This window comes from Mucilaginibacter frigoritolerans (assembly GCF_007830615.1).
GTDB classification, from domain to species: domain Bacteria; phylum Bacteroidota; class Bacteroidia; order Sphingobacteriales; family Sphingobacteriaceae; genus Mucilaginibacter; species Mucilaginibacter frigoritolerans.
Genome location: NZ_VLLI01000002.1, coordinates 373,308 through 395,645, shown reverse-complemented (window position 1 = coordinate 395,645; position 22,338 = coordinate 373,308). Strand labels below are relative to the sequence as shown.

Below are 22,338 nucleotides of genomic sequence, written 5' to 3'. Positions count from 1 at the left end.
TTAAGCGTAATTAGGTTCAGCATAAAATCAGAATTGAATTTTATTTTTACTGCGCCGCGTTTCTTTCGGTAACTAACACATTTAAAATACAAACAACAATAACAACATATAAATTTATAATGAAAAAATTATTGATTTTGATAGTCCTGATGATAGTCGGGATTAGCACTTATGCACAAATTGAAACACCGGTAAAGTGGTCATATGCTGCAAAAAAAATAAGCAGTACAGAAGCTGTTGTATTTTTAAGGGCAACCATTCAGGATGGATGGCATATTTATTCGCTTGATGTTAAAGATGGCGGCCCAATAAAAACATCTTTTACTTTTGACCCTTCAAAAGATTATAGTCTGAATGGCAAAACAACCGAACCAACCCCGGTAACACGTTACGAAAAAGCGTTCAGTATGAATGTTAGCTTTTTTGAAAAAACGGTTACTTTTCAGCAAAAAATAAAATTAAAATCAGCCAATGTATCAGTTGTTAAAGGCAAGCTGGAATATATGACCTGTAACGATCAGAAATGCCTTCCACCGGAAGATCTTGATTTCTCTATTCCTTTAGGTAAATAACGGGCGGTTTTAAAATGAGAACAATCAACAAGGGCCGTTCATTAAGAACAGCAATGATCCTGCTTTTAACTTTATCCTTCTTTTTAATTGGAGGAACTCATGAGGTTAAAGCATTTCAAACTAAAACTGCTGATACTGTTTCATCTTCGGATGTTCAGTTTACAACCATACCTACTGCCGCTGATAGCATTGCCGCCCGCAAAAAGGCACAAGCTGCTGCAACAACAAAACCTGCAGTAAATAATGCTGCTGCAACAAAGGTTTCCAGCCCTGAAAAGCCCAAAACACTTTGGGAGATTTTTATAGCCGGCCTTTTAGGCGGTTTTACTGCTGTGCTTTTACCATGTATATATCCTTTACTGCCTTTAACTGTAAGCTTTTTCACCAAAAAAAGCGGCACACGGGCTAAGGGAATTATGCAATCATTAGTATACGGATTATCAATCATTATTATTTATGTATCACTGGGGATGTTAATCTCCATTGTATTTGGTTCTGATGCTTTAAATGAGCTGGCAACCAATGGTATATTTAATATGTTCTTCTTCCTGTTGCTGGTTGTTTTCGGGATTTCATTTTTGGGTGCGTTTGAAATTACTCTACCCAGTTCACTTGCCAATAAACTGGATGCAAATGCTGATAAAGGGGGCCTTACCGGTATTTTCTTTATGGCATCAACCTTAGTGGTTGTATCATTTTCATGCACCGGACCCATTATAGGAACACTATTGGTTGATGCAGCTTCAAAGGGCGATAGACTTGGCCCGGCTGTGGGTATGGCTGGCTTCTCATTAGCACTGGCATTGCCTTTTACCATATTTGCTTTATTCCCATCATTATTAAAAAGCCTGCCAAAATCTGGCGGATGGCTCAATAGCGTTAAAGTTGTGCTAGGCTTTTTAGAGCTGGCATTTGCGCTAAAATTCTTATCAAATGTGGATTTGGCTTACCATTGGAACTGGTTTGACCGCGAAATATTTTTATCCCTTTGGATAGCAATCGGGCTGTTGTTGGGATTATATCTGATTGGGAAAATTAAATTTTCGCATGATAGTGATGTACCCTATTTAAGTATTCCGCGCACTTTCCTGTCTATCATTGTTTTTGCGTTTGTAATTTATATGATTCCGGGATTGTGGGGTGCGCCGCTAAAATCTATCAGCGCATTTTTACCCCCAATTGCTACTCAGGATTTTGATTTATCCCCATCCCCTGGCGGCTCAACGACATCTTCTGCCGGTGCTTCATCATCTATCAAAAATCATAAATACGCCGAAAACTATACCCGCATAAGTACCCGCGGATTAGATGCCTTTTATGATTATGACCAGGCGCTGCAGGCATCAAAAGAACTGCATAAACCTATAATAATTGACTTTACTGGCTTTAACTGTGTTAACTGCCGTAAAATGGAAAGTAATGTATGGTCAGACAAACAGGTATTTGATCGTTTGCAAAACGATTATGTTTTATTGCAACTGGTGGTTGATGATAAAGCAGAGCTAGCTCCTTCCGAACAATTTACCTCAGCTTACAGTGGTAAAAAAATCACCACCCTGGGTGGCAGATGGAGTGATCTGGAGGCTTCAAGGTTTAATTCAAACTCGCAGCCTTATTATGTTTTGCTGGATAGCGATGGCAACATGCTTGCCGACAAAAGCGGAAAACAAATACAACCATCCCCTGCCAACTATGATGTGGCCAGCTATTTAAAATTCTTAGATAGTGGGATTGCTGCTTATAAAAAATAACCTTATAAATAGCGATGGGTTTAAAACCCATCGCTATTTATAATACAGCCAACCCTTATTGGCCAATTACCCAACAAACTGTAAGGAATAATTTCTCATAAGAAAATTTAGTGTAAATTCGCCAAACTTTTATAAAGGAGGGTTGCAAGCCTTAACTTTGTAAAGGGTTTTTATACAGGTTATATTTTCATTACAAAGCGATTCAGCGCCCTTTCAACAAAAAATGACGCAAATTAAGAATATTGGAGTTTACACATCAGGTGGCGATGCGCCGGGGATGAATGCCGCCATCAGGGCAGTAGTACGTTCGGCTATTTATTATGGTATTGATGTAACCGGCATCCGCCGTGGTTATGACGGAATGATTAAGGGTGATATGTTCCCAATGGACCGTAAATCGGTATCCAATATTATTCAACGCGGAGGAACCATCCTTAAAACTGCAAGAAGCGAACAATTTAAAACCCCAGAAGGCCGTAAGCAGGCTTATGAAAATTTAAAAGCAAATAATGTTGATGCCCTTGTAGGCATTGGCGGTGATGGCACTTTTACCGGAGCTCATATTTTTGGTTTGGAGTATGACATTCCGGTTGTTGGGCTGCCAGGCACCATTGATAACGACCTTTGCGGTACCGATTTTACCATTGGCTATGATACTGCCATTAATACCGTAATTGATGCGGTTGATAAGATAAGGGATACTGCCGAATCGCACGATAGATTATTTATTGTTGAAGTAATGGGTCGTGATTCTGGCCTAATTGCCTTACGTACCGGCATTGCCGCAGGTGCCGAAGCCATATTGATTCCGGAAAGCAAAACCGATCTACAGTCTGTATTTGACCGTTTGGAAAAGGGCCGTAAGGATAAAAAATCAAAGATCATTATGCTTGCCGAAAATGGTATAGCAGGTGATGCTTTTGAAGTTGGAAGACAGATAAAAGAAAAATTCCCTAACTATGATACCCGTGTATCCATATTGGGTCATATTCAACGTGGTGGAAGGCCGAGCTGCATGGACCGTGTACTGGCGAGCCGTGTAGGGGTTGCTGCGGTTGAGGCTTTAAGAGACGGGCACCGTAATGAAATGATAGGCCTCATCCATAACGAAATTGCCTATACACCATTTGAACACGCACTTAAGCACAATGTAGAGATCAATCCTGATTTCTTAAAAATTGTTGAAATACTGGCGATATAATTTTTTATGCCCACAACAGGTTATTTTTTCTTTTTATAGTTTATAGCTAAACTTTATTAATGAAAATTAACCTGTTTTTTATTTCAGCTACCTGGACACGTGCAGCCTTTGCCTCTTAATAATAACTAGATAGCAAACCAAAAGGTTGACCCCTTTCCCTGCTGGCTTTCAACACCAATTTCGCCGCCATGGCGTTTTATAATTTCCGATGAAATAAAAAGCCCCAGCCCAACTCCCGAATAATATTGCGATGTATTTTCAACACGGTAAAAGCGGTCAAATATGTTTTCTATTTTGTCTGCCGGTATACCAATGCCACTATCAGCTACTGATATTTTAATAGTTCCATTTTCCAGTTTTTCAAAACACACATTTATCAAAAAGTTAGCTGGTGAGTATTTTATAGCATTGGTTAACAAGTTACATAATACCTGGTCAAGCCGGTTCTTGTCTGCACATACCTGTAGCTCTTTATCGCCCTCAATCTGAATTTTGTGCTTTTTGCCATCCACATCACATTGATCTACGCATTCTTTTATCAATTCGAGCAAGTTGAACTCCGTTTTATAAAGCTCCAGTTTGCCTGCTTGTATGCGTGTCACATCCAGCAATTCGTGAATAATATCTGTTAATTTATTAACCTGGCGGGCTGCTTTATTTACAAATGGAGCAACAGGCTGCAAGGCCTCACTCTTATAAGCCATTCTTTGTAAAATCTGTAAAGATGCCTTTACGCTGGTTATTGGTGTTTTAAGTTCATGACTGGCAATGCTCATAAACTCATCCTTTTTGGCCATCAGTTCTTCAGTAGCCTGTTTTAATATTAACTGATGCCTGGCTTCCTGTTCAGCTTTTTTACGTTCTTCAATTTCGGCTTCCAGCTGATCGAGCGTACGCAGCTTTTGAATAAGGGGAATAATTTTGTACAAAGCATAAACCGTAATAATAGAAACCACTCCGGTAGCAAACCTTATAATGGCACTAAGCCGATAGGCCGGCCACCAAAATATAATGGCATCAATTAAGTGGCTGGTACCACATAACATAATGAAAGCAATAAACAGCCAAAATACTTTTGAAAAAGGGATGTCTTTACGCTGTTTAACGATACGGAACAGCAAAAGCGGAATGGCGAAATAAGCGGCCCAGATAGAAATATCTGAAATAATATATAACCAGCCATGAAAATCTGACCAGGTGCCACAGTGCCAGCGGGCGGGCCAATCAGAAGTATCAAAAATTTTGCTGAAAAAGTCTTTTATCTGAATCGGCATGCTTGCCTGCGCTTTTAGGCTGCCCTTATTACCGGCATGGCACAAGGAATCACAAATCATTTTTGATGCAGATAAATTTCCTCCGGTTTGGGCAAGCATATAAATATTGCTTAGGTTATCAATAGATTAACATTAATACGGGAATCTGTGAGTTAAAGTTAATTTTTATTCTTTCCTGGTTTTCCGAAACCAATATCGCTAAGTGCTGGGTTAATAAAACACATCTTTAATAGCTAGCTATTTCAAACCCCTATGTATCAAGGCAAAAGATACCTGTTTTTTGCATTTTCGGTAATCGTATTATCAACAATCAGCCTTATAACTTCATCAATTTCCTTACCCACCGTAAGCAAATGTTCTATAATTTCCTTATTGTCCGGGTTAAAAAAATTTTCGCGATCCATTATGTTAATCAGGCCAATCATACTGGCCACAGGTCGGCGCAACTCGTGCGAGGTTAGTGAGGCAATGTTCCGCAAACGCTCATTCTGATCAACAATTGCCCGTTCGGTTTTAAGCCGCTCTGTAATATTACGTGCAAAACAACCCACACCGGTAATCATGCCATCGCTTCTGTATATGGGGTTAAAACTTATTTCAAAGCTTATAACCTGTTTGGTTACCGGGTCAATGCTTTCATTTATTATGGTATAAATTTCACCGTCAAGCGCACGCTCATAATACTGGTTCCAGCGTTTTATTACCTCTTCGCCAAATCCAGCATGCTTGTTTGAAAAATCACCTTCCTTAGGCTCCATTCCCGTAAACTGGGTAATGCTTTTGCGATACGCCAGGTTCATATAAACGTATCTGCCATCCCGGTCAACAGACCATATCTGATCGTCGGTATTATTAATAAGAGCCTCGAGGCTGCTTTTTGTTCCTACCAGCTCCTGCTCGCGCAGCACAGCTTCTTCCTGGTATTTTAACCTTTCGGTAGCATCAGTAGCAACAACAATCCGGCAATCTGCTCCATTATATTTTAAATCATGCCCGTTTATTTCTGCGTAAATAAACTCCCCCACTTTATTTTGATGCTTCCATACGCCAGAATAATCAATGTCATTAAGCTTTGTCTCGGCAACACGAAATTTATCAAAAACATCTATCTCCAGTGCCGGGCGCAAATCAGTAGTGGTCATAGCCAGAAACTCCTCTTCGGTATACCTATATCTTTGAATTGCTGCTTTATTAACCTTTAAAATGCGCAACGAGGATATTTCAAATATCCACATTGGATTAGGGTTGTCATCAAACAAAAAACTCGTATCAGTTAAGGACATACTATTAATTGAGTACTATAGCTTTAATCATAAAGTTAATTATTATATTCAAAAAACGAGCATTATTGAATTTGTATCATTTTAACCGTTTAAATTGTCCTTTTTTTAGCAAAATGATATTTTATGCTATACTAATCATATCCTTTTGTTTTTAAAAGAAATATTCCTTTTTTTAGTAATAAAAACGAAATTATGGGATGTTAAAAGAAATTACTGTGTATTACTCTTTTAATTTTCTCTTCAAAATGCCCTCTAATTTATCAAACTTTATATACTTACGGACTTTACTTGCCTATGGACTTAGCTAAATCTATATTTTATTAATAATAAGCGTTTTAAATTTAATTTTATTTATTTACCTTTGCATCCCCGCAGAAAGAACTCCGGGGACAATGTTGAATACATAAAATTTAAAAATGGCAACTAAAATCAGACTGCAAAGACACGGTAAAAAAGGTAAACCTTTTTATTATATCGTAGTAGCGGATGCACGCGCTCCAAGAGACGGGCGTTTTATTGAGCGTTTAGGTTCATATAACCCAAACACTAACCCAGCAACAATCGACATCAATTTTGACAAAACCCTTGATTGGGTTAACAGCGGTGCACAGCCAACTGATACCTGCCGTGCTATCCTGTCATACAAAGGTGTTTTATACAAAAAACACTTACAAGGTGGTTTGAAAAAAGGTGCTTTAACCGAAGAACAAGTTGAAGCAAAATTCCAGGAATGGCTTGACCACAAAGATGGCAAGATCACTGGTAAAAAAACCAGCTTAGTATCAGCAAAAGACGAAGCCCGCAAAGCTGCTTTAGCTGCTGAAGCTATTAAGAAAGAAGAAAAAGCTGCTGCAATTGCTGCTAAAAATGCACCGGTTGCTGAAGAAGTTGAAGCTACTGCTGAAGAAGATGCAGCTACTGAAACTGAAGCAGAAAGCGCTGAATAATTTTATATTTAAATATAATGCAATGGCGAAGCAACTTAACAGTTCTTCGCCATTGTTGTTTTATTGGTTTAAAAGGTTGTCACCCTTGAGCGTAGCGAAGGATCTTCTTCATTAAACAAGTGTACTACTAGCATGTAGTCTACCTGAAATACACAGAAGATTCTTCATTACATTCAGAATGACAAGGTGGGCAACTATTTTTCTTGCCCATCGCTATAATCCAATGCATGAATAAACGTAAATACCATTGCTTATGACAACTGCAGATTGTTTCAGAATTGGAAGTGTATTAAAACCCAAGGGGCTGAAAGGCGAACTCAACATGTACGTTGATTTTGACGGACTTGAAGATATAAAGCTTTCCACCATTTTTATTGAAATTGCCGGCAAGCTGGTACCTTATTTTGTAAGCTCCATTAAGCTGCTGCAAAAAAATGCTGCCTATTTGGTTTTGGAGGATGTGGATACCATTGAAAAGGCATCCTTATTGGTACGCAAGGATATTTATCTGCCCAACAAACAAAAACCCAGAAAGAAAAAACAGGATTTTACCCTTAAGGACCTGAAAGGCTTTACCGCCATTGACATAAACGAAGGTGAACTGGGCATTATAAGCGATATTCACGAATACCCGCAGCAATTGATAGCCGCTGTTACTTATAAAAACTGTGAGGTGCTTTTTCCGCTGAACGAAGAAACCGTTAAAGGTATTGACGTAGTTAAAGAGCTGGTAAGTGTTGATTTGCCTGATGGCTTATTGGAAATTTATCTGGATTAAAGTTATTTTGTTTTAATAAGAACCAATTAATTTAAAACCGCCCTAAGAGATTAAGGCGGTTTTTTTGTTTTAAGAACTTGACATTTTGTAAAGTGCGTATTACATAAGATGCCAAATGGAACAAGTTTTATTCTTTCTTTCTTTTATATATTATGATGCGCTCTTTAGAGGTGTCGTATTTGAGAGTCTTAGCAGGTTCTGGATTTGATAACGAATCTATATTGTCTTTATATTCTGTTGATGATTGAGAATATCCATTATTATTTATAGCCCCCCCACTATATTCGAACGTTTTTTTTGAAAATAAAGTAAATGCTATTAGAACAGCTCCTAATAGCACGAATAAAAGTCCGGGTGAGGAGCTTTTTAAAGCTCCCCTAAATCCTTTGTAATCACTTGAAAATTTAAACTCCCCTTTTATACCACTAACAATCAGATTATACCCTAATCGTATAATTAAGTAACCAATAATAAAACAAATTATTTTCTCTAAAATAATTAAAGCAGGAAGAGTAATAAATTTGGCATCCATATTATCTAAGAGTTACTCAAAATTGGTCCTTTTAGGGATTGTATGTTATTAATAATACTTGTTACTTTTATTATCAATATAGCAGAATTTCAACTGTGATATGGAGTTTTCCGTATATGAAAATGATTTTTTTAGGTGCTTTCGCTTTTAGTCAGACACTTTCACCCCTTTGACGTTTAGGCGCTAATAAAGTTAAAAAAAATCTTAACTTCAATAATAATTTATTACATATATATAATTGTTTTAAAATAAACATGTTTTATCAAGATTACACTAAACCTTCAAAAGATAAAGCAACTAATGAGGCTTTTTATTTTAGCAATCTAAAATGAAAAAAATAAAATTCGCCTTACTGTTCCTTGCATTGTCGTGCCGCCAGCAAGAACGAATTGTAAATAATCCAACAGTAGACAAGTGGATTAATGCGACTATCAATATCCAGTGCATCCAAAGTGGCGGAAAAAAAACCGTGGATGTATATGACCAATATTCAAAGCATTTAATATCAAGAGATCAACTCTTGAAAAAAACTGATAGCATAAATCGACATAGATTACGTGTAAGTGGAACCGCCGTATATTTAATATGCAAAAATCATCATTACTTAATTACATCCCGGCATCTTTTAAATGATGCTTCAATTGGGACTAATGCTATTTTCAATAATATTGTATTAGTAAGTGACACAAATTACATCTCCAAAACGAGAGTAATGGATGGGAACCAAAACATGACTACATCAGAAATAGAACCACACTTATTTATGTGGTTATGTTATAAATTTTCATCAATAGATCAAGACATTGCAATTGTTTGCTTGGAGGGGGATTCAGAAGGCCCTTATTTTTGGAAGACCCTAAATAAAAGAGGATATAAACCAATTGAAACATCTGATATCGATGACAAATGCAATATTAGACGTGGTGATAATATTATGGCAGTCGGATTTACGGAGATTATTTCAGATAAAGGAAAGAAAAGCCTCCCATCCTCGGCTTTTAACTGGGAAGCTTATAATTATAGTAGACCTGTTGTTACATTCGGCTCAATAGCTGATCCCGAAAAAGATAAAAATTATTTTTTGGGTAATATATTCGTTTACCATGGTAATAGTGGAGGCCCGATTGTTGTAAATGACAAATTGGTTGGTATAACTTGTGGCGCAGTTATAGAAGGAGATAGTACCAATTCGTCCAAAAAAAAATATTACATGATGAATTATAGCAAATTTATGAAGTCGTCTATAATAGAACCTTTATTAGAAAGTTTTGATTCTTATTTATTTCATGGTCGATAATTTTCTTCTTAGAAATTAATTTATTTATATTGGGTATTTTAGATAGACTATAATAAATAGTCTACATAACTCAAATCTTCAAGTACAATCTGCACATAGATCCCTTCTTAAATTAACTTATCAGGGCAAAATGTCCGATCTTTTAATCGGATAAATCTGCGAATCTATGTATAGGAATAAACAAATATTTCTTTTGGATAAGACCACGTGACTTAAAAATGCAAACAAAAGATTAATGTTGAATTTTTTTATTTAAAAAAATGTTGAAAAAATTCTTCTTTGTTTGAACTTTTGTAAAGTTTATTTTACATTTGGTAAATTAAACTTTACAAATTATGAAAACACGCTTCCTGTTTCCCTATTGGTGCCGCTATTTGGGCTACGCCTTAATTATTGCCCATGTGCCGGTTGCCCTATTCAGAAAAGTATTGGGCTTTGACAACCCAGGCGCTGCTGATGATGGATTATTTAACAGCCACCATATATTTTTCGTGACCACCACCCTTGCAATGGCCATTGGCTTGTTTTTGGTAGCTTTTGCAAAAGAAAAAATGGAAGATGAACAGATATCGCAACTGCGGCTGGATTCCTTACAATGGGCCATCTATTTGAATTATATTTTACTCACGGTTACCCTGATTTTATCCAGCGATAAAGAACATATCTTATTATTGAATCTTTGGATACCCCTTATATTTTTCATTATCCGTTTCAGGTGGGTTATTTATCGCCTTAACAGCTCATTAAGCCGGGAGGGATAATCATGAAAAATAATATCCGCGTAGAACGCGCCATTAAAAACATTACCCAGGGCGAACTGGCCGAACAAACCGGTGTATCCCGGCAAACCATTAACGCTATTGAAAGTAATAAATATGTACCTTCAACGGTACTGGCATTAAAAATAGCCCGGGTATTCGGTAAACCGCTAGAGGATATTTTTATGCTGGAGGATAATGACTAAATAAACCGCCCATTATATGGAAAATACAAAGCAACCAACATTGGCCAATGGCAAAATATGTTATGTAGAGATCCCGGCAACAGAAATAGCGGTATCATCTGCTTTTTATCAAACCGTTTTCAGCTGGGAGATCAGAACCCGCAGTAATGGTAGCATAGCTTTTGACGATGGCATAAACGAAGTTAGCGGCACCTGGGTTTTGGGCAGAAAGCCGGCAACAGAACCCGGCTTACTGGTATCTATCATGGTAGATAGCGTTACTGAAACCATCGCCTTAATTAAGGCCAATGGGGGTCATATTATTAAACAAATGGCACTGACTGAGCAGGAACAAATTGCCTGGTTTACAGACCCGGCTCAAAATGTAATGGGCATTTACCAGCACCCCGGTGGCGGGCATGGTAAAATATGTTATGTTGAGATCCCGGCAACGGATATAGCCATATCATCCAGCTTTTATGCCGATGCCTTCAACTGGCCCTTGAGGGATAAAGGAAGTGAACATGTTGGCTTTGACGATACTGTTGGGGTAGTTAGTGGCATGTGGGTGCAAGGCAGGCCATCATCACCTGAACCGGGATTGCTCATTTATATTATGGTTGATGATATTGCCCACGCGATAGATGCTGTAACGGCCGCTGGTGGCAAAATTGTTCAGCAGGTAGGTGCAGATGCACCGGAAATTACGGCCCGCTTCAGTGATCCGGCAGGGAATGTTTGGGGTTTGCATCAACAACCTACAGGATAATAAAATTGAAATGAAAAGATAAAAGTTTCCTTTGAGATGGGTTAATTAAGCTTTAATTAACATTATTGATCTAAAATACCCTATATTAGATTAACCGTTTCAAATGAAACCCTATCTTTTATTTCCATCGGCATTTAAAATAATTGGATTCATATTATTGGTTCCGGGCTTTATTTTGGCCTATTCATACTTATTTCAAAATAACGCAGGCAACACGATTTCGAATCGAGTACCACTTGGAATTATCTGGCCCGGAAGCAGCGGCTACACTGACGAATCGGCCATAACCTTTGTAATTATCGGGCTTTTATTTATTGGTTTTTCCAGGTTAAGAAACGAGCGGGATGTAACACATAAAATAAGACTCAAAGCGCTTTACTGGGCCGTAATAGTAAATTGCTTATGGATAGCTTTATTTTGGATGCTTATGTTTCTGAAAGATCTTATCAACATCCCTTTTTTACAGCACCTCAATACCTCCGTTACTGTTGTTTATAATTTATTTATTCTGCTTATTCTTTTTATTGGCAGGTTTTACTACCTGTTTTACCGGTACGCTAAATCCAGAAAAAGAATTGCCTTGCACTTTCTTCCTTATAAGCCACACAATGTTGTTGGCAAAGTAGGCGTTGCTTTTTTCCTGATCATCGTAATCAGCTCAACCTTTATTAAAATAGATGACAAATTTGCGTCTTTATTGTATCTGCTCCCGGCTTTTTTGTTACTCTGGATAGCCTCATGGAACAAACGCAGAACCGACGAAGTAATTATTATACGGCTAAAGGCTATGCAAATAGCCGTTTATATTAATTACTTCTTTTTTATAATGGCTACCTGGGTTTTTTATAACATCAACTATCTGGTTATAATGTTTTTCGGGCTATTATCGCTTCAAATTATCTTTTTAATTACTTTTTATGTGATGGTTTACGGAAACACAAAAACATTAAACCCACTTAATGCTAGTTAATTTTTAGTTTTTATGCCTATTGCTGATTCTTGCCAATGGCTCTTTAACCTTATCTTTGCAAATGCGTTTTGATCTCATTACCGTTTTACCCGGCCTGCTCGAAAGCCCTTTTGCCCACTCTATTTTACAGCGAGCTCAGAAAAAAGGAATTGCCGAAATTCATGTGCACAACCTGCGCGATTACTCCTCCAGTAAGCAAAAAAGTGTTGACGATTATCCTTACGGCGGTGGTAGCGGCATGGTAATGACCATTGAACCCTTTGCCAACTGCATTGAAAAGCTAAAAAGCGAACGCGATTACGATGAAGTGATCTTTATGTCGCCGGATGGAGAAACGCTAAATCAGCCAATTGCCAATCAGCTTTCAACAAAAAAGAACATTATTATTTTGTGCGGGCACTATAAGGGGATTGATCAGCGCATCCGTGATATTTTTGTTACCCGCGAAATTTCCATTGGTGATTACGTGCTATCGGGAGGTGAACTCCCTGCGGCTGTTTTGGTTGATGCGGTAGTTAGGCTGATTCCGGGTGTATTATCGGATGAAACCTCTGCCCTGTCTGATTCTTTTCAGGATGGCCTGCTGGATGCACCCGTTTATACCCGCCCGGCAGACTGGAACGGGCATAAAGTGCCTGATATTTTATTAAGTGGCAATACCCCCGAAATTGAAAAATGGCGCTTTGAACAAGCTGTTGAACGGACCAGGCAACGAAGACCCGATTTACTGGATGAGTAAAACCGCATAAGCTTAGCTACCACAGAATTGTTAATAAAAAACAAATTGTGGAAATTTTAAATAACTGCTTTTTTATATTAAAAAAATTCCCTATAATTGCAATCCGATTTTTACGGGCTAAAAATCGCTTTAAGAGCTAAAAATCATGGATTTAGTAAAATTTGTTGAAGAACAATCAGTAGAAAAAAGAGAACTTCCGTCATTTAAGTCAGGTGATACGGTAAGTGTGCATTATAAAATACGTGAAGGAAATAAAGAACGTATCCAGGTTTACCAGGGTGTTGTTATCCAACGCAACAGTACCGGTAATACTGAAACCTTTACTGTACGTAAAGTATCAAATGGCATAGGTGTTGAGCGTATCTTCCCTATCAACTCTCCAAATATTGATAAAATCGAGGTTAACAGCCACGGTAAAGTACGTCGTGCTAAACTTTATTACCTGCGCGAACTTACCGGTAAAGCAGCTCGTATTAAATCAAAAAGAGTTTAATTTTTTCCGCATCTGCGGAGAAATCAGAATATCAAAGGCCTTTCCGGATTTTCCCGGAGAGGTTTTTTTGTTTGATCTCGATTTAAATCGTCATACTTATCCCCTGCCGGGAAACATTTTGCCCGTGGCGGCGTTTGTATCGCATAAGAATTAGTTTAGTTTTGGATAAAATTTTTTAAATGCGTCGCCTTAATCCTAAGTATATCCGTATTGCCGGTATTGTTGTTGCTTCCCTTTTAGTTATCCTGTTAATTGGTGGTTATATTGCTTATAGCAAACGTGAAGCATTATTGCTGCACGCTATTGAAAAAGCCAAGGCCAAAGCCAAACGTAATTATAACCTTGATCTGGAGATAGGATCGGCGCATTTCACCGGCTTAAGTACGGTTGCTTTTACCGATATTACCGTGGTGCCCGCCCAGCGCGACAGCTTGCTAAGCATAAAACAGTTTGAAGTTAGTGTAAAAATATTGCCGCTTTTATTTGGCGAGGTAAAGCTGGCCGAAGTAAACCTGAAAGATGCACACCTGAACCTAACCGATATTAACCACGTTAAAAACTTTGATTTCCTCTTTAAAAAGAAAAAAGATACTACCGAGAAAACAAAGGTTAACCTTGCCGAACTATCCTACAACCTGGTTAACCAGGTGCTTTATAAAATCCCTGATGATTTGTCGGTCAATAATTTCCTGATATCATTTAAAAACGACAGCAGCAGTTTTAAACTGCTTACACAAACAGCGGCTATAAAAGACGGACAGCTTACTTCAACCATTAACATTAATGATGGGGCGGCCACCTGGCATTTTGCAGGCCGCATGCATCCGTCAGACAAAGACATAGACATTAAGCTTTATGCTGATGGTAAAAAAGTGGAGCTGCCATACATTGAGAAAAAATACCGCCTCAAAGTAAATTTCGATACGCTGAGCACCCGCTTAACCAAAGTGGACCATGGTGGTGGCGAAACCCATATCTCTGGCTCCTGGGCTGTGCGTAACTTGCTCATCAATCAACCAGGACTTTCATCAAGTGATATTGTGATTCCCAATGCCGGTATTGACGCGAATGTATTTGTAGGCGAAAACTATGTTTCTATTGATAGCTCATCTCTTATCCACCTTAAAAAAATAACCGCTCATCCTTATATCAAATACACGCTTAGCCCTGTTAAAATTTATGAATTAAAGGTAAATACCGGCTGGATGGATGCACAGGACCTGTTCGACTCTTTTCCTAACGGGATGTTTGATTCTTTACAGGGAATCCAGGTGGCGGGCAAGTTAAGCTACAACCTTAACATCGCTTTAAATACCGGCGACCCAGATAACGTGGTGTTCGATTCCCGTTTAAATAAGGATGATTTCCGGATTATCCGTTATGGCAAAACAGATTTAGGTAAACTTAACAGCGAATTTACCTATACCCCGTACGAAAAAGGCAAGCCTATGCCCCCACGTTTTATAGGGGCATCAAATCCTGACTTTACCCGTCTGGATGATATTTCGCCCAACCTACGCAATGCAGTAATGACGGCAGAAGATCCATCATTCTACAAAAATCACGGTTTTGTGGAAGAATCAATCCGCAAATCACTGGCGACAGATTTTAAGGAGAAAAAATTTAAACGCGGCGGCAGTACCATATCTATGCAGCTGATCAAGAACTCCTTTTTAAGTCGTGAGAAAACGCTTTCGCGCAAGATTGAGGAGATCCTGATAGTTTGGATGATAGAAAACAACCAGATTATGACGAAGGACCGCATGCTGGAAGTTTACTTCAATATTATTGAATGGGGGCGTAATATTTACGGTATCGGCGAAGCCTCCCGTTATTATTTCGGAAAAACACCCGCCGAGCTTACCATTGGCGAAAGTATTTACCTGGCCAGCATCGTTCCTCACCCTAAAACAGGCCTGTACGCCTTTATGCCCGATGGATCATTGCGCCCGGGACTGGAAGGCTATTTTAATTTAATAGGCAACCTGATGGCAGGACACGGGCAAGCACAGCGTGACAGCAGCGCCTATGGCTTTTTTACCGTTCGCTTAAAGCCAAGTCTGCGTCAACAGGTAGAAACAGTTACCCCAATGGTTGCTGACAGCCTGATGCACCAGAATGATGATGATGATGCGGCACCGGCTGTACCGCTACCCGAGCCTGCAAAAAAACCAAGTTTCATTCAGCGTCTTTTCGGTAAAAAGGATACCACAGCCAAAAAAGAAGAAGTAAAAGCAAACGATCAGAAAGCCCGTTTGAAAGCCGAAATCCAAAAGCTAAAGGATGACGAAGAAAAGAAGGAGCTTTTAATTGACACTGCCGGAAAAACCAAAAAACAAATCCGCCAGGAAAAACGCCAGCTACGCAGCGATGAAAAGGACCAGGAAAAGGCGTTGAAAGCTGCGGCGGGGGAATAATCAAAGGTGATTATTGGGGATGAACGCTGTTATAATTCGATAAAACTATATCTGGTTTTACTTACATCCTCAAAATAGCAGATGCGGTTATTTTCAATTTTATCTAAAAAAATCAGGTCTTTGGTTTTTCCAAACAAGGTACAATTAAGATCAATTATATTAATTCTGGCTAACCTGAATCCCCATCCTTCAAAAAACCTCTTTACATAAATGGGAATGTATAACCTTTCATCCTGATTAAGAAAAGGGCCTCCAAATAAACCATATATAGGTTTGTTATCTATTGATATATGACCAACAACGGGTCCACCCTGGCAAATCTCTCGTAAATCATCATATTTAACTTCTTTATTCTAAACAACTGATCTAACGTTAAAGTCTATAGGGATTTGAAAGTCTTTTATCATGTATTGATTTATTTGCTTGTAAGAAAGAGAGAGGATTTTCTTGTCATTCTTCGCTGCGCTCAGAATCTTCTGCACATTTCATGTGAGGTGGACTTGATAGACGCAGACCTTTATAATGCAGAAGATCCTTCACTATCATTCAGGATGACAGCCTTTTTAACCCTTTTCCTCACCCACCTGACGACTTACGGATATAAAGTTTCGATTTTAAAACGTGTTCCTTTTTGTGGTGTACCTGTCCTTTTTTCTCCAGTTCTTCAAACAGTAATGTGGCTGCTTTAATGCCCATTTCGTAAGCGGGTTGTGTTATGGTTGATAGCGCAGGGCACAGTAATGGTGCAATACCCAGGCTGGAAAAGCTGATCACCTTTAATGTTCCTGGAATATCAATACCCAGGTCATTACAAACGTAATAGGTTGCAAAGGCCAAACGTTCAACAGAGCTAAAAATGCCATCGGGCTTAATTTCCGTAAGTACTTTTGAGAGTATGTTATAGTTTACCTTTTCATCATTGCTGCAATCAATCACCAAATTATCATCAAAAGGGATATGGTGCTTTTGCAGGGCATCAATATAACCCTGCATACGTACCTTACCTATGGAGATACTTTTGTTTACCACCAGGTAAGCTATTTTTTGGCAGCCTGTTTCAATCAGGTGTTCCGTTGCAGCAAAGCTGCTGTCGTAGTCGTTTGTGGTAACTTTGGCGGCTTCAATATCTTCGTAAACACGGTCGAAAAACACCACCGGTACATTTTTCTGCGATAGCTTTTTTAAATAGTTGTGATCGCTGGCCTCACCAGATACCGACATAATAATACCATCGGCTTTGCCATTGTTTAAGTAGTTTACAAAGGATACCTCTTTTTCAAAAATATCATCTGTGCGGTATAAAAGAATATAAAAGCCTTTTTTGCGGGCAACCTCCTCTATCCCATTAATAGCCTGCGAGAAGAAATCGTTGGCAATTTCCGGAACAATAACAGCCAGCGTATGACTCTTTTTGTCGCGCAGATTACTTGCGTAGTGATTGGGTAAAAAATTATGCTCCCGTGCGAAGGCTAAAATTTTCTCTTTTGTATCTTTATTAATATCCGGGCTACCATTAAATGCCCTTGAAATGGTTGAGGTTGAAATATTCAACTCTTTGGCCATTTTCTTAATATTAATATTATCCATATGGTGCTTTTAGGTTTTTAGATGATCAAAAGTAATAAAAGTAGGTTATTACGATTTAAATCTCCATTATAATTGTGTAAATATAATATCAGTGTCTTAAAACCTCGTATTTAGATAGTTATATTTTTTATTATTAATTCATGGCACAACCTTTGTATTAATTAATACGTAAAGATTTATAATGATGGCCAAGAAAATATTAATTGTAGATGATAATGCCTTAATGGTAGATGTGCTCACCTACATATTAATTAGTAGTGGTTATGAGGTAATATCTTTATCAAACGGCTTTGAAGTATTAAATAATATTAAAGCCATTCACCCCGATCTGGTGTTGCTTGATGCCATTTTACCCGGCATAAACGGACGCGAAATTTGCCAGCTCATTAAACTAAACAAAACAACCAGCCAGTTACCGGTCATTATGTGTTCGGGCGATGATACCATTATGGATGTTTTGAAACAAAAAGGGGCTCCTGACGATGTATTGCAAAAACCCTTTGATATTGACTCCCTCATTCAAAAGATTGAAGTGCAGTTGGTTGCCTGATCTGTTATATCCACTCCATTAATTACTAAATAAAATATAAGCGGCAGTTGGCGCAATTATAAGGCTTGTTTCATTAATAGACTTTATTCCGTTTTCTGGAATATTATTTTCGTCTGCACCTAATGTCCATTTCCCGGAAGGTAATTTAAATGTTTTTTCAGTGGTGTTGCCATTTAAAACAACCAATATGTTTTTCCAGCTATCGCCATTGGCGTTATTGCTAATTTGGTAAGCTATTAAATGCTGATCGCCGGTATCTATAAACTTTAAATTTGCCTGTATCATTGCTGTTGAAGGCATCCTGAAAGCCGGGTGATTTTTGCGTAAGGCAATCAGTCCTTTATAATATTCAAATACGGCCTTGTATTTTGTTTTCCGGCTCCAGTCAATTTGGTTAATGGAATCGGGCGAGTTATAAGAGTTGGCAATGCCCTGTTTTGTCCGCAATAATTCGGCACCTGAGTGCAAAAAGGAAATTCCCTGCGAAGTAAGCACAATAGCATTGGCCAGTTTATCCATTTTAATTAAATCAGCCTCAGATGCATTGGGGTTAGATATTTTAAGGCGATCAAACAAAGTATTATCATCATGGCAGGATACATAACTAATGGTTTGAAAAGGCTCGGCCGCCCAGGGCACGTTAGAATAATTTACCGCTTTATAATCAATTTGCTGATTTGGCGTTGATGCTACAATACCAAATTTTATGCTTTCGGCCTTCCTATCCCCTGCGCTTACAAAACCTTTTTCTTTTAAATCGCCCCAACCACCTTTTATGCCATCGCGGATATCGTCACTAAAAACAGCAATATGATTTAACTTGGATGCATTCTTCTTTACCGCCCTTAAGGTTTCAGGCTCAGGACTGTTCCCTGCTGTCCAGCCCTCGCCATAAATAATAATCGTCGGGTCAATTTTGTGCAGTGCTTCGCTTATCTGGTTCATGGTTTCAATATCATGCACCCCCATTAAATCAAATCTGAAACCATCTAAATGATACTCCCGGGCCCAATAAACAACCGACTCGATCATAAATTTACGCACCATTGCCCTTTCAGAAGCTACTTCATTGCCACAGCCCGTAGCATTTGAATAAGAACCATCTGGATTTTGGCGATAAAAATACCCCGGCGCAAACTGGCTGAAATTGGAGTTATTGATATCGCTGGTATGGTTATATACCACATCAAGTATTACCCTTTGACCGTTTTTGTGCAGTGCCTGCACCATTTGCTTAAATTCCTTAATCCGCACATTACCATCATAAGGGTTGGTTGAATAACTACCTTCGGGAACATTATAGTTTAGCGGATCATAACCCCAGTTATATTGATTAGCCTCCGGCTTGGTTTCATCAACTGAATTAAAATCAAATGCCGGTAACAGGTGCACGTGGGTTACACCCAGTTCCTTTAAATGATCTAGTCCGGTAGCTTCACCATCAGGACTTTTTGTGCCTGTTTCAGTCAGCCCTAAAAATTTTCCCTTATGAGCAATACCCGAATTAGGGCTGATAGAAATATCGCGGATATGGGTCTCATAGATTATGGCATCTGTTGCATTTTTAAGGGCAGGCTTTTTATCATCCTGCCAGTTGGCCGGGTTGGTTGAAGGCAAATCAACCACCATACCGCGGTTTCCGTTTACGCCTACCGCATGTGCGTAAATATCAGGGCGTTCCTGCAGCCATTTACCATCCTGCATTACCTGGAAGGTGTAATATTTGTTTTTGAGATCCTGCTTTATTGTTAATTGCCAAACACCATTTTCTGCCATTTGCAGATCAGTAGTGCTGATGGCATCCCCTCCGTTCCCGGCTTCATATAATCTTAATTTAACTGCCGATGCTTTTGGCGCCCATACTTTGAAAACGGTTGCAGCGGGTGAATATTCAACACCGAGATCGTTCCCGGAATATACCGGATAATTATCAAACGGACCCGTTTGAATAGCCGGCTTAAAAGAAGTAAGCATAGTGGTACAAGCAATGGTTAAAATAAAGCTCAAATATTTCATTCCTATCGGTAATAAAGGCGATTTATTAATTTGGTTTTGAAGCGATAAATATAGTTGTTTTGGCGATTGCTTTGCAGGGGTACTATTTAAATTGCAACGCGCTCCGTTGACTCACCCGATCGACGCTACGCTGGATCTGCCCTCTCTATGACAAGTCATAAAAAGAGCGGGAAGGCTTTATATTTTTATTTCTTTATTTTATTTCCCTCTTTTTTGCTTGCAAAAGAGAGGGATGCAGAGCGAAGCAATGGCAGGGTGAGTAAATTCTACGAGCGATACTCACGTCCTCCACTTAAATGACTTTTCGTCAATGGCCCGCATGGTGCAAAGCACGCCGTTTAAGTGATCATATTCGTGCTGCAACAATTCGGATAATGCCCCCTCCATTTTCCAGGTTTGTGGTTGCCAATGTTCATCAAGGTAATTGATGGTGATTGATTGATGCCGCTTTAATTTCACCAATAAGTTCGGGAAACTCATACAATCATCCCATAGTTCAAAAAGATCTTCGCTTAAATCGGTGAGTTCGGGGTTAATAAAAACAACCGGATGGTCAATATTCATGTAAATAAGCCTTTTCATAATACCCAACTGCGGAGCGGCAATAGCACGGCCGAAATTGTATTTTATCCTTATTTCGCGCATCACATTATCTAAATCAGCAATCCATTCTTTAACTAAAGGCAATTCTTCCTTTAAAACAGGGGTGCAAGTTTCATAAAGGCGAGGGTCGCCCAATAAAAGTAAATCGTTAAGGGTCTTCATTAATACAATATTAGCTAATGCAAAAAACATTTAGGCACAAAAAAACAGGGCTCCTATATGGAAGCCCTGCCTGGTGGCATAAAAACAATAAACACCTAAGTAATTAATTTGTGCCCTTTTTACTTATCTGTGTTTCCACCCATATCATTTTTTTGCAGGGCGCATTGCCGGCACATTACTGCTAAACATATCGCGATACATTTTCCAGCCATCAGAAGTTTTCGTCCATACTACCAGGAACTTTCCTTTATCTAATATTGTATTATTGGCATCAAAAACTTCATAAGTACCCTGCTCGGTAGCATATTGATCTGTTAAGCCAAACAACTGCGCCGTTTTAAATACAACACTCCGCACACCCGCCTTGTAACTAAATTTAAAAAATGCTGATATGCCGTTCCACCCGCTTATAACCGGGGAGTTAGGCGGCATTAAAACGGCACCATCAGCATAGCAATTCAGTATTAGTGCCGAATCGCCAGTGGCAAATGCCTGATTATAGGTTTTGTCAACCTTGTCAATGGCGCTTTTTACTGCACTGCTATCGTGCTTAATAGTATTTAACCCTTTAGCTGTAGCTGCAAAGAGGCTGACCATAAATAATAGTGTAATTGATGTTTTAATAAGTGTAGTTTTCATCGGGATTGTTTATCTGCTTTAGTTTAGAGCAACAAAAATATAGCTCCATTTTTTAAACAGCTTTAACAATACAGAACAAGATGATACAAGTTGATTCACAAAGAAAGAAGCAATAAACAAACTCAAAACAACAAAAAAAGGGAAAGTGATCAACTCACCTCCCCTTCAAATTAGCATTACTGGTTATTATTTCACGCTATCATGTATCTTATTTATAGCATCCAAATGCATTTGAACGGTTGAAGCGGTTGTAGCCGCAAATGTTTTCAAATCTGCATCCTGGCCATTTTTGGCTTCATCCTGCATTAAGGAAAGTGTTTTTTTATGGCCATCAACCATGGCATCAACATAGGCCTTGTCAAAATCAGTCCCCGATTTTTGAGAAAGATCATCCAACTTTTTTTGATGATCGGCAGATACGGCAGCGGGCAAAGTAATATTTTTTGTTTTGGCGATACCGGCCAGCTCCTCATTTGCTTTACTATGGTCGGTCACCATCATATTGGCAAAATCTTTAATTTGAGGATTGGTTGTTTTACTTAAAGCCAGTTTGGCTAAAGCCACCTCGGCCATACCACCATCTGCTGCTGTGGTCGCAAATTTGGCATCTGCTGCAGAAACGGCAATGCCACCAGTGGTTGCAACGTTACTGGTTGTGTCTTTAGTTTTGTTTAAACTATCGGCCGACTGTTTGGCATCTTTCGAAGCGTTGTTACAGCCGCCCATTGCAAGCGCTGCAAAGGCGACAACAAACACATAACTCATCTTTTTCATAGGTATATAATTTATTTATTATTACAACAAATTATATACCA

At 38.7% G+C, this 22,338-nt stretch carries 22 protein-coding genes; 14 read left to right on the top strand and 8 right to left on the bottom strand.

What is annotated here, in order from left to right; translation table 11 throughout:
- The first annotated feature begins 119 nt into the window (after positions 1–119).
- From JN11_RS05295 to pfkA, 3 genes are all read left to right on the top strand, one after another.
- Positions 120–572, top strand: a complete 453-nt coding sequence (locus JN11_RS05295) for a protein-disulfide reductase DsbD domain-containing protein (protein ID WP_144910324.1) — start codon at positions 120–122, stop codon at positions 570–572.
- A 14-nt stretch (positions 573–586) separates the two neighbouring features.
- On the top strand, positions 587–2,323 hold the full coding sequence (locus JN11_RS05290; protein WP_246138941.1) for a protein-disulfide reductase DsbD family protein: 1,737 nt from the start codon (positions 587–589) through the stop codon (positions 2,321–2,323).
- A gap of 223 nt (positions 2,324–2,546) precedes the next feature.
- The gene (gene pfkA / locus JN11_RS05285) at positions 2,547–3,524 is read left to right on the top strand and encodes a 6-phosphofructokinase (RefSeq protein ID WP_144910322.1); all 978 of its coding nucleotides are present in this window, start codon (positions 2,547–2,549) and stop codon (positions 3,522–3,524) included.
- 125 nt (positions 3,525–3,649) lie between these two features.
- Here the strand turns inward: pfkA and JN11_RS05280 are convergent, their stop codons facing one another.
- Positions 3,650–4,897, bottom strand: coding sequence for a sensor histidine kinase (locus JN11_RS05280; protein WP_144910320.1), 1,248 nt, complete (start codon positions 4,895–4,897; stop codon positions 3,650–3,652).
- Positions 4,898–5,055: 158 nt separating this feature from the next.
- A complete protein-coding gene (locus JN11_RS05275) occupies positions 5,056–6,081 on the bottom strand; it encodes a PAS domain-containing protein (protein ID WP_144910318.1) in 1,026 nt (341 codons plus the stop codon).
- Between the two features lie 416 nt (positions 6,082–6,497).
- Here JN11_RS05275 and JN11_RS05270 point away from each other — a divergent pair, with 416 nt between their 5' ends.
- Together JN11_RS05270 and rimM are read left to right on the top strand one after the other, a co-directional pair.
- Entirely contained in the window at positions 6,498–7,028 is a 531-nt protein-coding gene (locus JN11_RS05270) for a 30S ribosomal protein S16 (RefSeq protein ID WP_144910316.1), read from the top strand.
- 253 nt (positions 7,029–7,281) lie between these two features.
- Positions 7,282–7,806, top strand: a complete 525-nt coding sequence (rimM, locus tag JN11_RS05265) for a ribosome maturation factor RimM (protein WP_144910314.1) — start codon at positions 7,282–7,284, stop codon at positions 7,804–7,806.
- A gap of 127 nt (positions 7,807–7,933) precedes the next feature.
- Here the strand turns inward: rimM and JN11_RS05260 are convergent, their stop codons facing one another.
- Positions 7,934–8,338, bottom strand: a complete 405-nt coding sequence (locus JN11_RS05260; protein ID WP_144910312.1) for a hypothetical protein — start codon at positions 8,336–8,338, stop codon at positions 7,934–7,936.
- A 328-nt stretch (positions 8,339–8,666) separates the two neighbouring features.
- On the opposite strand from JN11_RS05260, the gene JN11_RS05255 reads away from it, so the two are divergent.
- The 8 genes from JN11_RS05255 to JN11_RS05220 all read left to right on the top strand — a co-directional run bounded on the left by JN11_RS05255 (position 8,667) and on the right by JN11_RS05220 (position 15,966).
- The gene (locus tag JN11_RS05255) at positions 8,667–9,635 is read left to right on the top strand and encodes a trypsin-like peptidase domain-containing protein (RefSeq protein ID WP_144910310.1); all 969 of its coding nucleotides are present in this window, start codon (positions 8,667–8,669) and stop codon (positions 9,633–9,635) included.
- Positions 9,636–9,970: 335 nt separating this feature from the next.
- The gene (locus JN11_RS05250) at positions 9,971–10,396 is read left to right on the top strand and encodes a hypothetical protein (protein ID WP_144910308.1); all 426 of its coding nucleotides are present in this window, start codon (positions 9,971–9,973) and stop codon (positions 10,394–10,396) included.
- Between the two features lie 2 nt (positions 10,397–10,398).
- Complete coding sequence (locus tag JN11_RS05245; protein WP_144910306.1) at positions 10,399–10,599, top strand: helix-turn-helix transcriptional regulator; 201 nt, start codon at positions 10,399–10,401, stop codon at positions 10,597–10,599.
- Between the two features lie 16 nt (positions 10,600–10,615).
- Complete coding sequence (locus JN11_RS24615) at positions 10,616–11,347, top strand: VOC family protein (RefSeq protein WP_211360656.1); 732 nt, start codon at positions 10,616–10,618, stop codon at positions 11,345–11,347.
- Positions 11,348–11,450: 103 nt separating this feature from the next.
- Complete coding sequence (locus JN11_RS05235; RefSeq protein ID WP_144910304.1) at positions 11,451–12,317, top strand: hypothetical protein; 867 nt, start codon at positions 11,451–11,453, stop codon at positions 12,315–12,317.
- Between the two features lie 61 nt (positions 12,318–12,378).
- A complete protein-coding gene (gene trmD / locus JN11_RS05230) occupies positions 12,379–13,056 on the top strand; it encodes a tRNA (guanosine(37)-N1)-methyltransferase TrmD (RefSeq protein WP_144910302.1) in 678 nt (225 codons plus the stop codon).
- Between the two features lie 145 nt (positions 13,057–13,201).
- A complete protein-coding gene (rplS, locus tag JN11_RS05225; RefSeq protein WP_144910300.1) occupies positions 13,202–13,549 on the top strand; it encodes a 50S ribosomal protein L19 in 348 nt (115 codons plus the stop codon).
- Between the two features lie 179 nt (positions 13,550–13,728).
- The gene (locus tag JN11_RS05220) at positions 13,729–15,966 is read left to right on the top strand and encodes a biosynthetic peptidoglycan transglycosylase (protein ID WP_144910298.1); all 2,238 of its coding nucleotides are present in this window, start codon (positions 13,729–13,731) and stop codon (positions 15,964–15,966) included.
- A gap of 576 nt (positions 15,967–16,542) precedes the next feature.
- Here the strand turns inward: JN11_RS05220 and JN11_RS05215 are convergent.
- Positions 16,543–17,553, bottom strand: a complete 1,011-nt coding sequence (locus JN11_RS05215) for a LacI family DNA-binding transcriptional regulator (protein WP_144910296.1) — start codon at positions 17,551–17,553, stop codon at positions 16,543–16,545.
- 181 nt (positions 17,554–17,734) lie between these two features.
- On the opposite strand from JN11_RS05215, the gene JN11_RS05210 reads away from it, so the two are divergent.
- A complete protein-coding gene (locus JN11_RS05210) occupies positions 17,735–18,103 on the top strand; it encodes a response regulator (RefSeq protein WP_144910294.1) in 369 nt (122 codons plus the stop codon).
- Between the two features lie 18 nt (positions 18,104–18,121).
- On the opposite strand, the gene pulA is transcribed toward JN11_RS05210, so the two are convergent.
- The 4 genes from pulA to JN11_RS05190 form a co-directional block, all read right to left on the bottom strand.
- Positions 18,122–20,119 carry a type I pullulanase gene (gene pulA, locus JN11_RS05205; RefSeq protein ID WP_211360653.1) on the bottom strand — a complete coding sequence of 666 codons (1,998 nt, stop codon included), beginning with the start codon at positions 20,117–20,119 and terminating at the stop codon, positions 18,122–18,124.
- A 279-nt stretch (positions 20,120–20,398) separates the two neighbouring features.
- Positions 20,399–20,884 (bottom strand): peptide deformylase, encoded by a 486-nt coding sequence (locus JN11_RS05200; RefSeq protein WP_144910292.1) that lies wholly within the window; start codon positions 20,882–20,884, stop codon positions 20,399–20,401.
- Positions 20,885–21,028: 144 nt separating this feature from the next.
- Positions 21,029–21,523, bottom strand: a complete 495-nt coding sequence (locus JN11_RS05195) for a YybH family protein (protein WP_144910291.1) — start codon at positions 21,521–21,523, stop codon at positions 21,029–21,031.
- Positions 21,524–21,709: 186 nt separating this feature from the next.
- Entirely contained in the window at positions 21,710–22,297 is a 588-nt protein-coding gene (locus JN11_RS05190; protein ID WP_144910289.1) for a DUF4142 domain-containing protein, read from the bottom strand.
- Between the last annotated feature and the right edge of the window lie 41 nt (positions 22,298–22,338).

What these genes read in the sequence shown, in the direction of transcription:
- JN11_RS05295 (WP_144910324.1), top strand. Translation starts at nt 120, where the DNA reads ATGAAAAAATTATTGATTTTGATAGTCCTGATGATAGTCGGGATTAGC.
- JN11_RS05290 (WP_246138941.1), top strand. Translation starts at nt 587, where the DNA reads ATGAGAACAATCAACAAGGGCCGTTCATTAAGAACAGCAATGATCCTG.
- pfkA (WP_144910322.1), top strand. Translation starts at nt 2,547, where the DNA reads ATGACGCAAATTAAGAATATTGGAGTTTACACATCAGGTGGCGATGCG.
- JN11_RS05280 (WP_144910320.1), bottom strand. Translation starts at nt 4,897, where the DNA reads ATGCTTGCCCAAACCGGAGGAAATTTATCTGCATCAAAAATGATTTGT.
- JN11_RS05275 (WP_144910318.1), bottom strand. Translation starts at nt 6,081, where the DNA reads ATGTCCTTAACTGATACGAGTTTTTTGTTTGATGACAACCCTAATCCA.
- JN11_RS05270 (WP_144910316.1), top strand. Translation starts at nt 6,498, where the DNA reads ATGGCAACTAAAATCAGACTGCAAAGACACGGTAAAAAAGGTAAACCT.
- rimM (WP_144910314.1), top strand. Translation starts at nt 7,282, where the DNA reads ATGACAACTGCAGATTGTTTCAGAATTGGAAGTGTATTAAAACCCAAG.
- JN11_RS05260 (WP_144910312.1), bottom strand. Translation starts at nt 8,338, where the DNA reads ATGGATGCCAAATTTATTACTCTTCCTGCTTTAATTATTTTAGAGAAA.
- JN11_RS05255 (WP_144910310.1), top strand. Translation starts at nt 8,667, where the DNA reads ATGAAAAAAATAAAATTCGCCTTACTGTTCCTTGCATTGTCGTGCCGC.
- JN11_RS05250 (WP_144910308.1), top strand. Translation starts at nt 9,971, where the DNA reads ATGAAAACACGCTTCCTGTTTCCCTATTGGTGCCGCTATTTGGGCTAC.
- JN11_RS05245 (WP_144910306.1), top strand. Translation starts at nt 10,399, where the DNA reads ATGAAAAATAATATCCGCGTAGAACGCGCCATTAAAAACATTACCCAG.
- JN11_RS24615 (WP_211360656.1), top strand. Translation starts at nt 10,616, where the DNA reads ATGGAAAATACAAAGCAACCAACATTGGCCAATGGCAAAATATGTTAT.
- JN11_RS05235 (WP_144910304.1), top strand. Translation starts at nt 11,451, where the DNA reads ATGAAACCCTATCTTTTATTTCCATCGGCATTTAAAATAATTGGATTC.
- trmD (WP_144910302.1), top strand. Translation starts at nt 12,379, where the DNA reads ATGCGTTTTGATCTCATTACCGTTTTACCCGGCCTGCTCGAAAGCCCT.
- rplS (WP_144910300.1), top strand. Translation starts at nt 13,202, where the DNA reads ATGGATTTAGTAAAATTTGTTGAAGAACAATCAGTAGAAAAAAGAGAA.
- JN11_RS05220 (WP_144910298.1), top strand. Translation starts at nt 13,729, where the DNA reads ATGCGTCGCCTTAATCCTAAGTATATCCGTATTGCCGGTATTGTTGTT.
- JN11_RS05215 (WP_144910296.1), bottom strand. Translation starts at nt 17,553, where the DNA reads ATGGATAATATTAATATTAAGAAAATGGCCAAAGAGTTGAATATTTCA.
- JN11_RS05210 (WP_144910294.1), top strand. Translation starts at nt 17,735, where the DNA reads ATGATGGCCAAGAAAATATTAATTGTAGATGATAATGCCTTAATGGTA.
- pulA (WP_211360653.1), bottom strand. Translation starts at nt 20,119, where the DNA reads ATGAAATATTTGAGCTTTATTTTAACCATTGCTTGTACCACTATGCTT.
- JN11_RS05200 (WP_144910292.1), bottom strand. Translation starts at nt 20,884, where the DNA reads ATGAAGACCCTTAACGATTTACTTTTATTGGGCGACCCTCGCCTTTAT.
- JN11_RS05195 (WP_144910291.1), bottom strand. Translation starts at nt 21,523, where the DNA reads ATGAAAACTACACTTATTAAAACATCAATTACACTATTATTTATGGTC.
- JN11_RS05190 (WP_144910289.1), bottom strand. Translation starts at nt 22,297, where the DNA reads ATGAAAAAGATGAGTTATGTGTTTGTTGTCGCCTTTGCAGCGCTTGCA.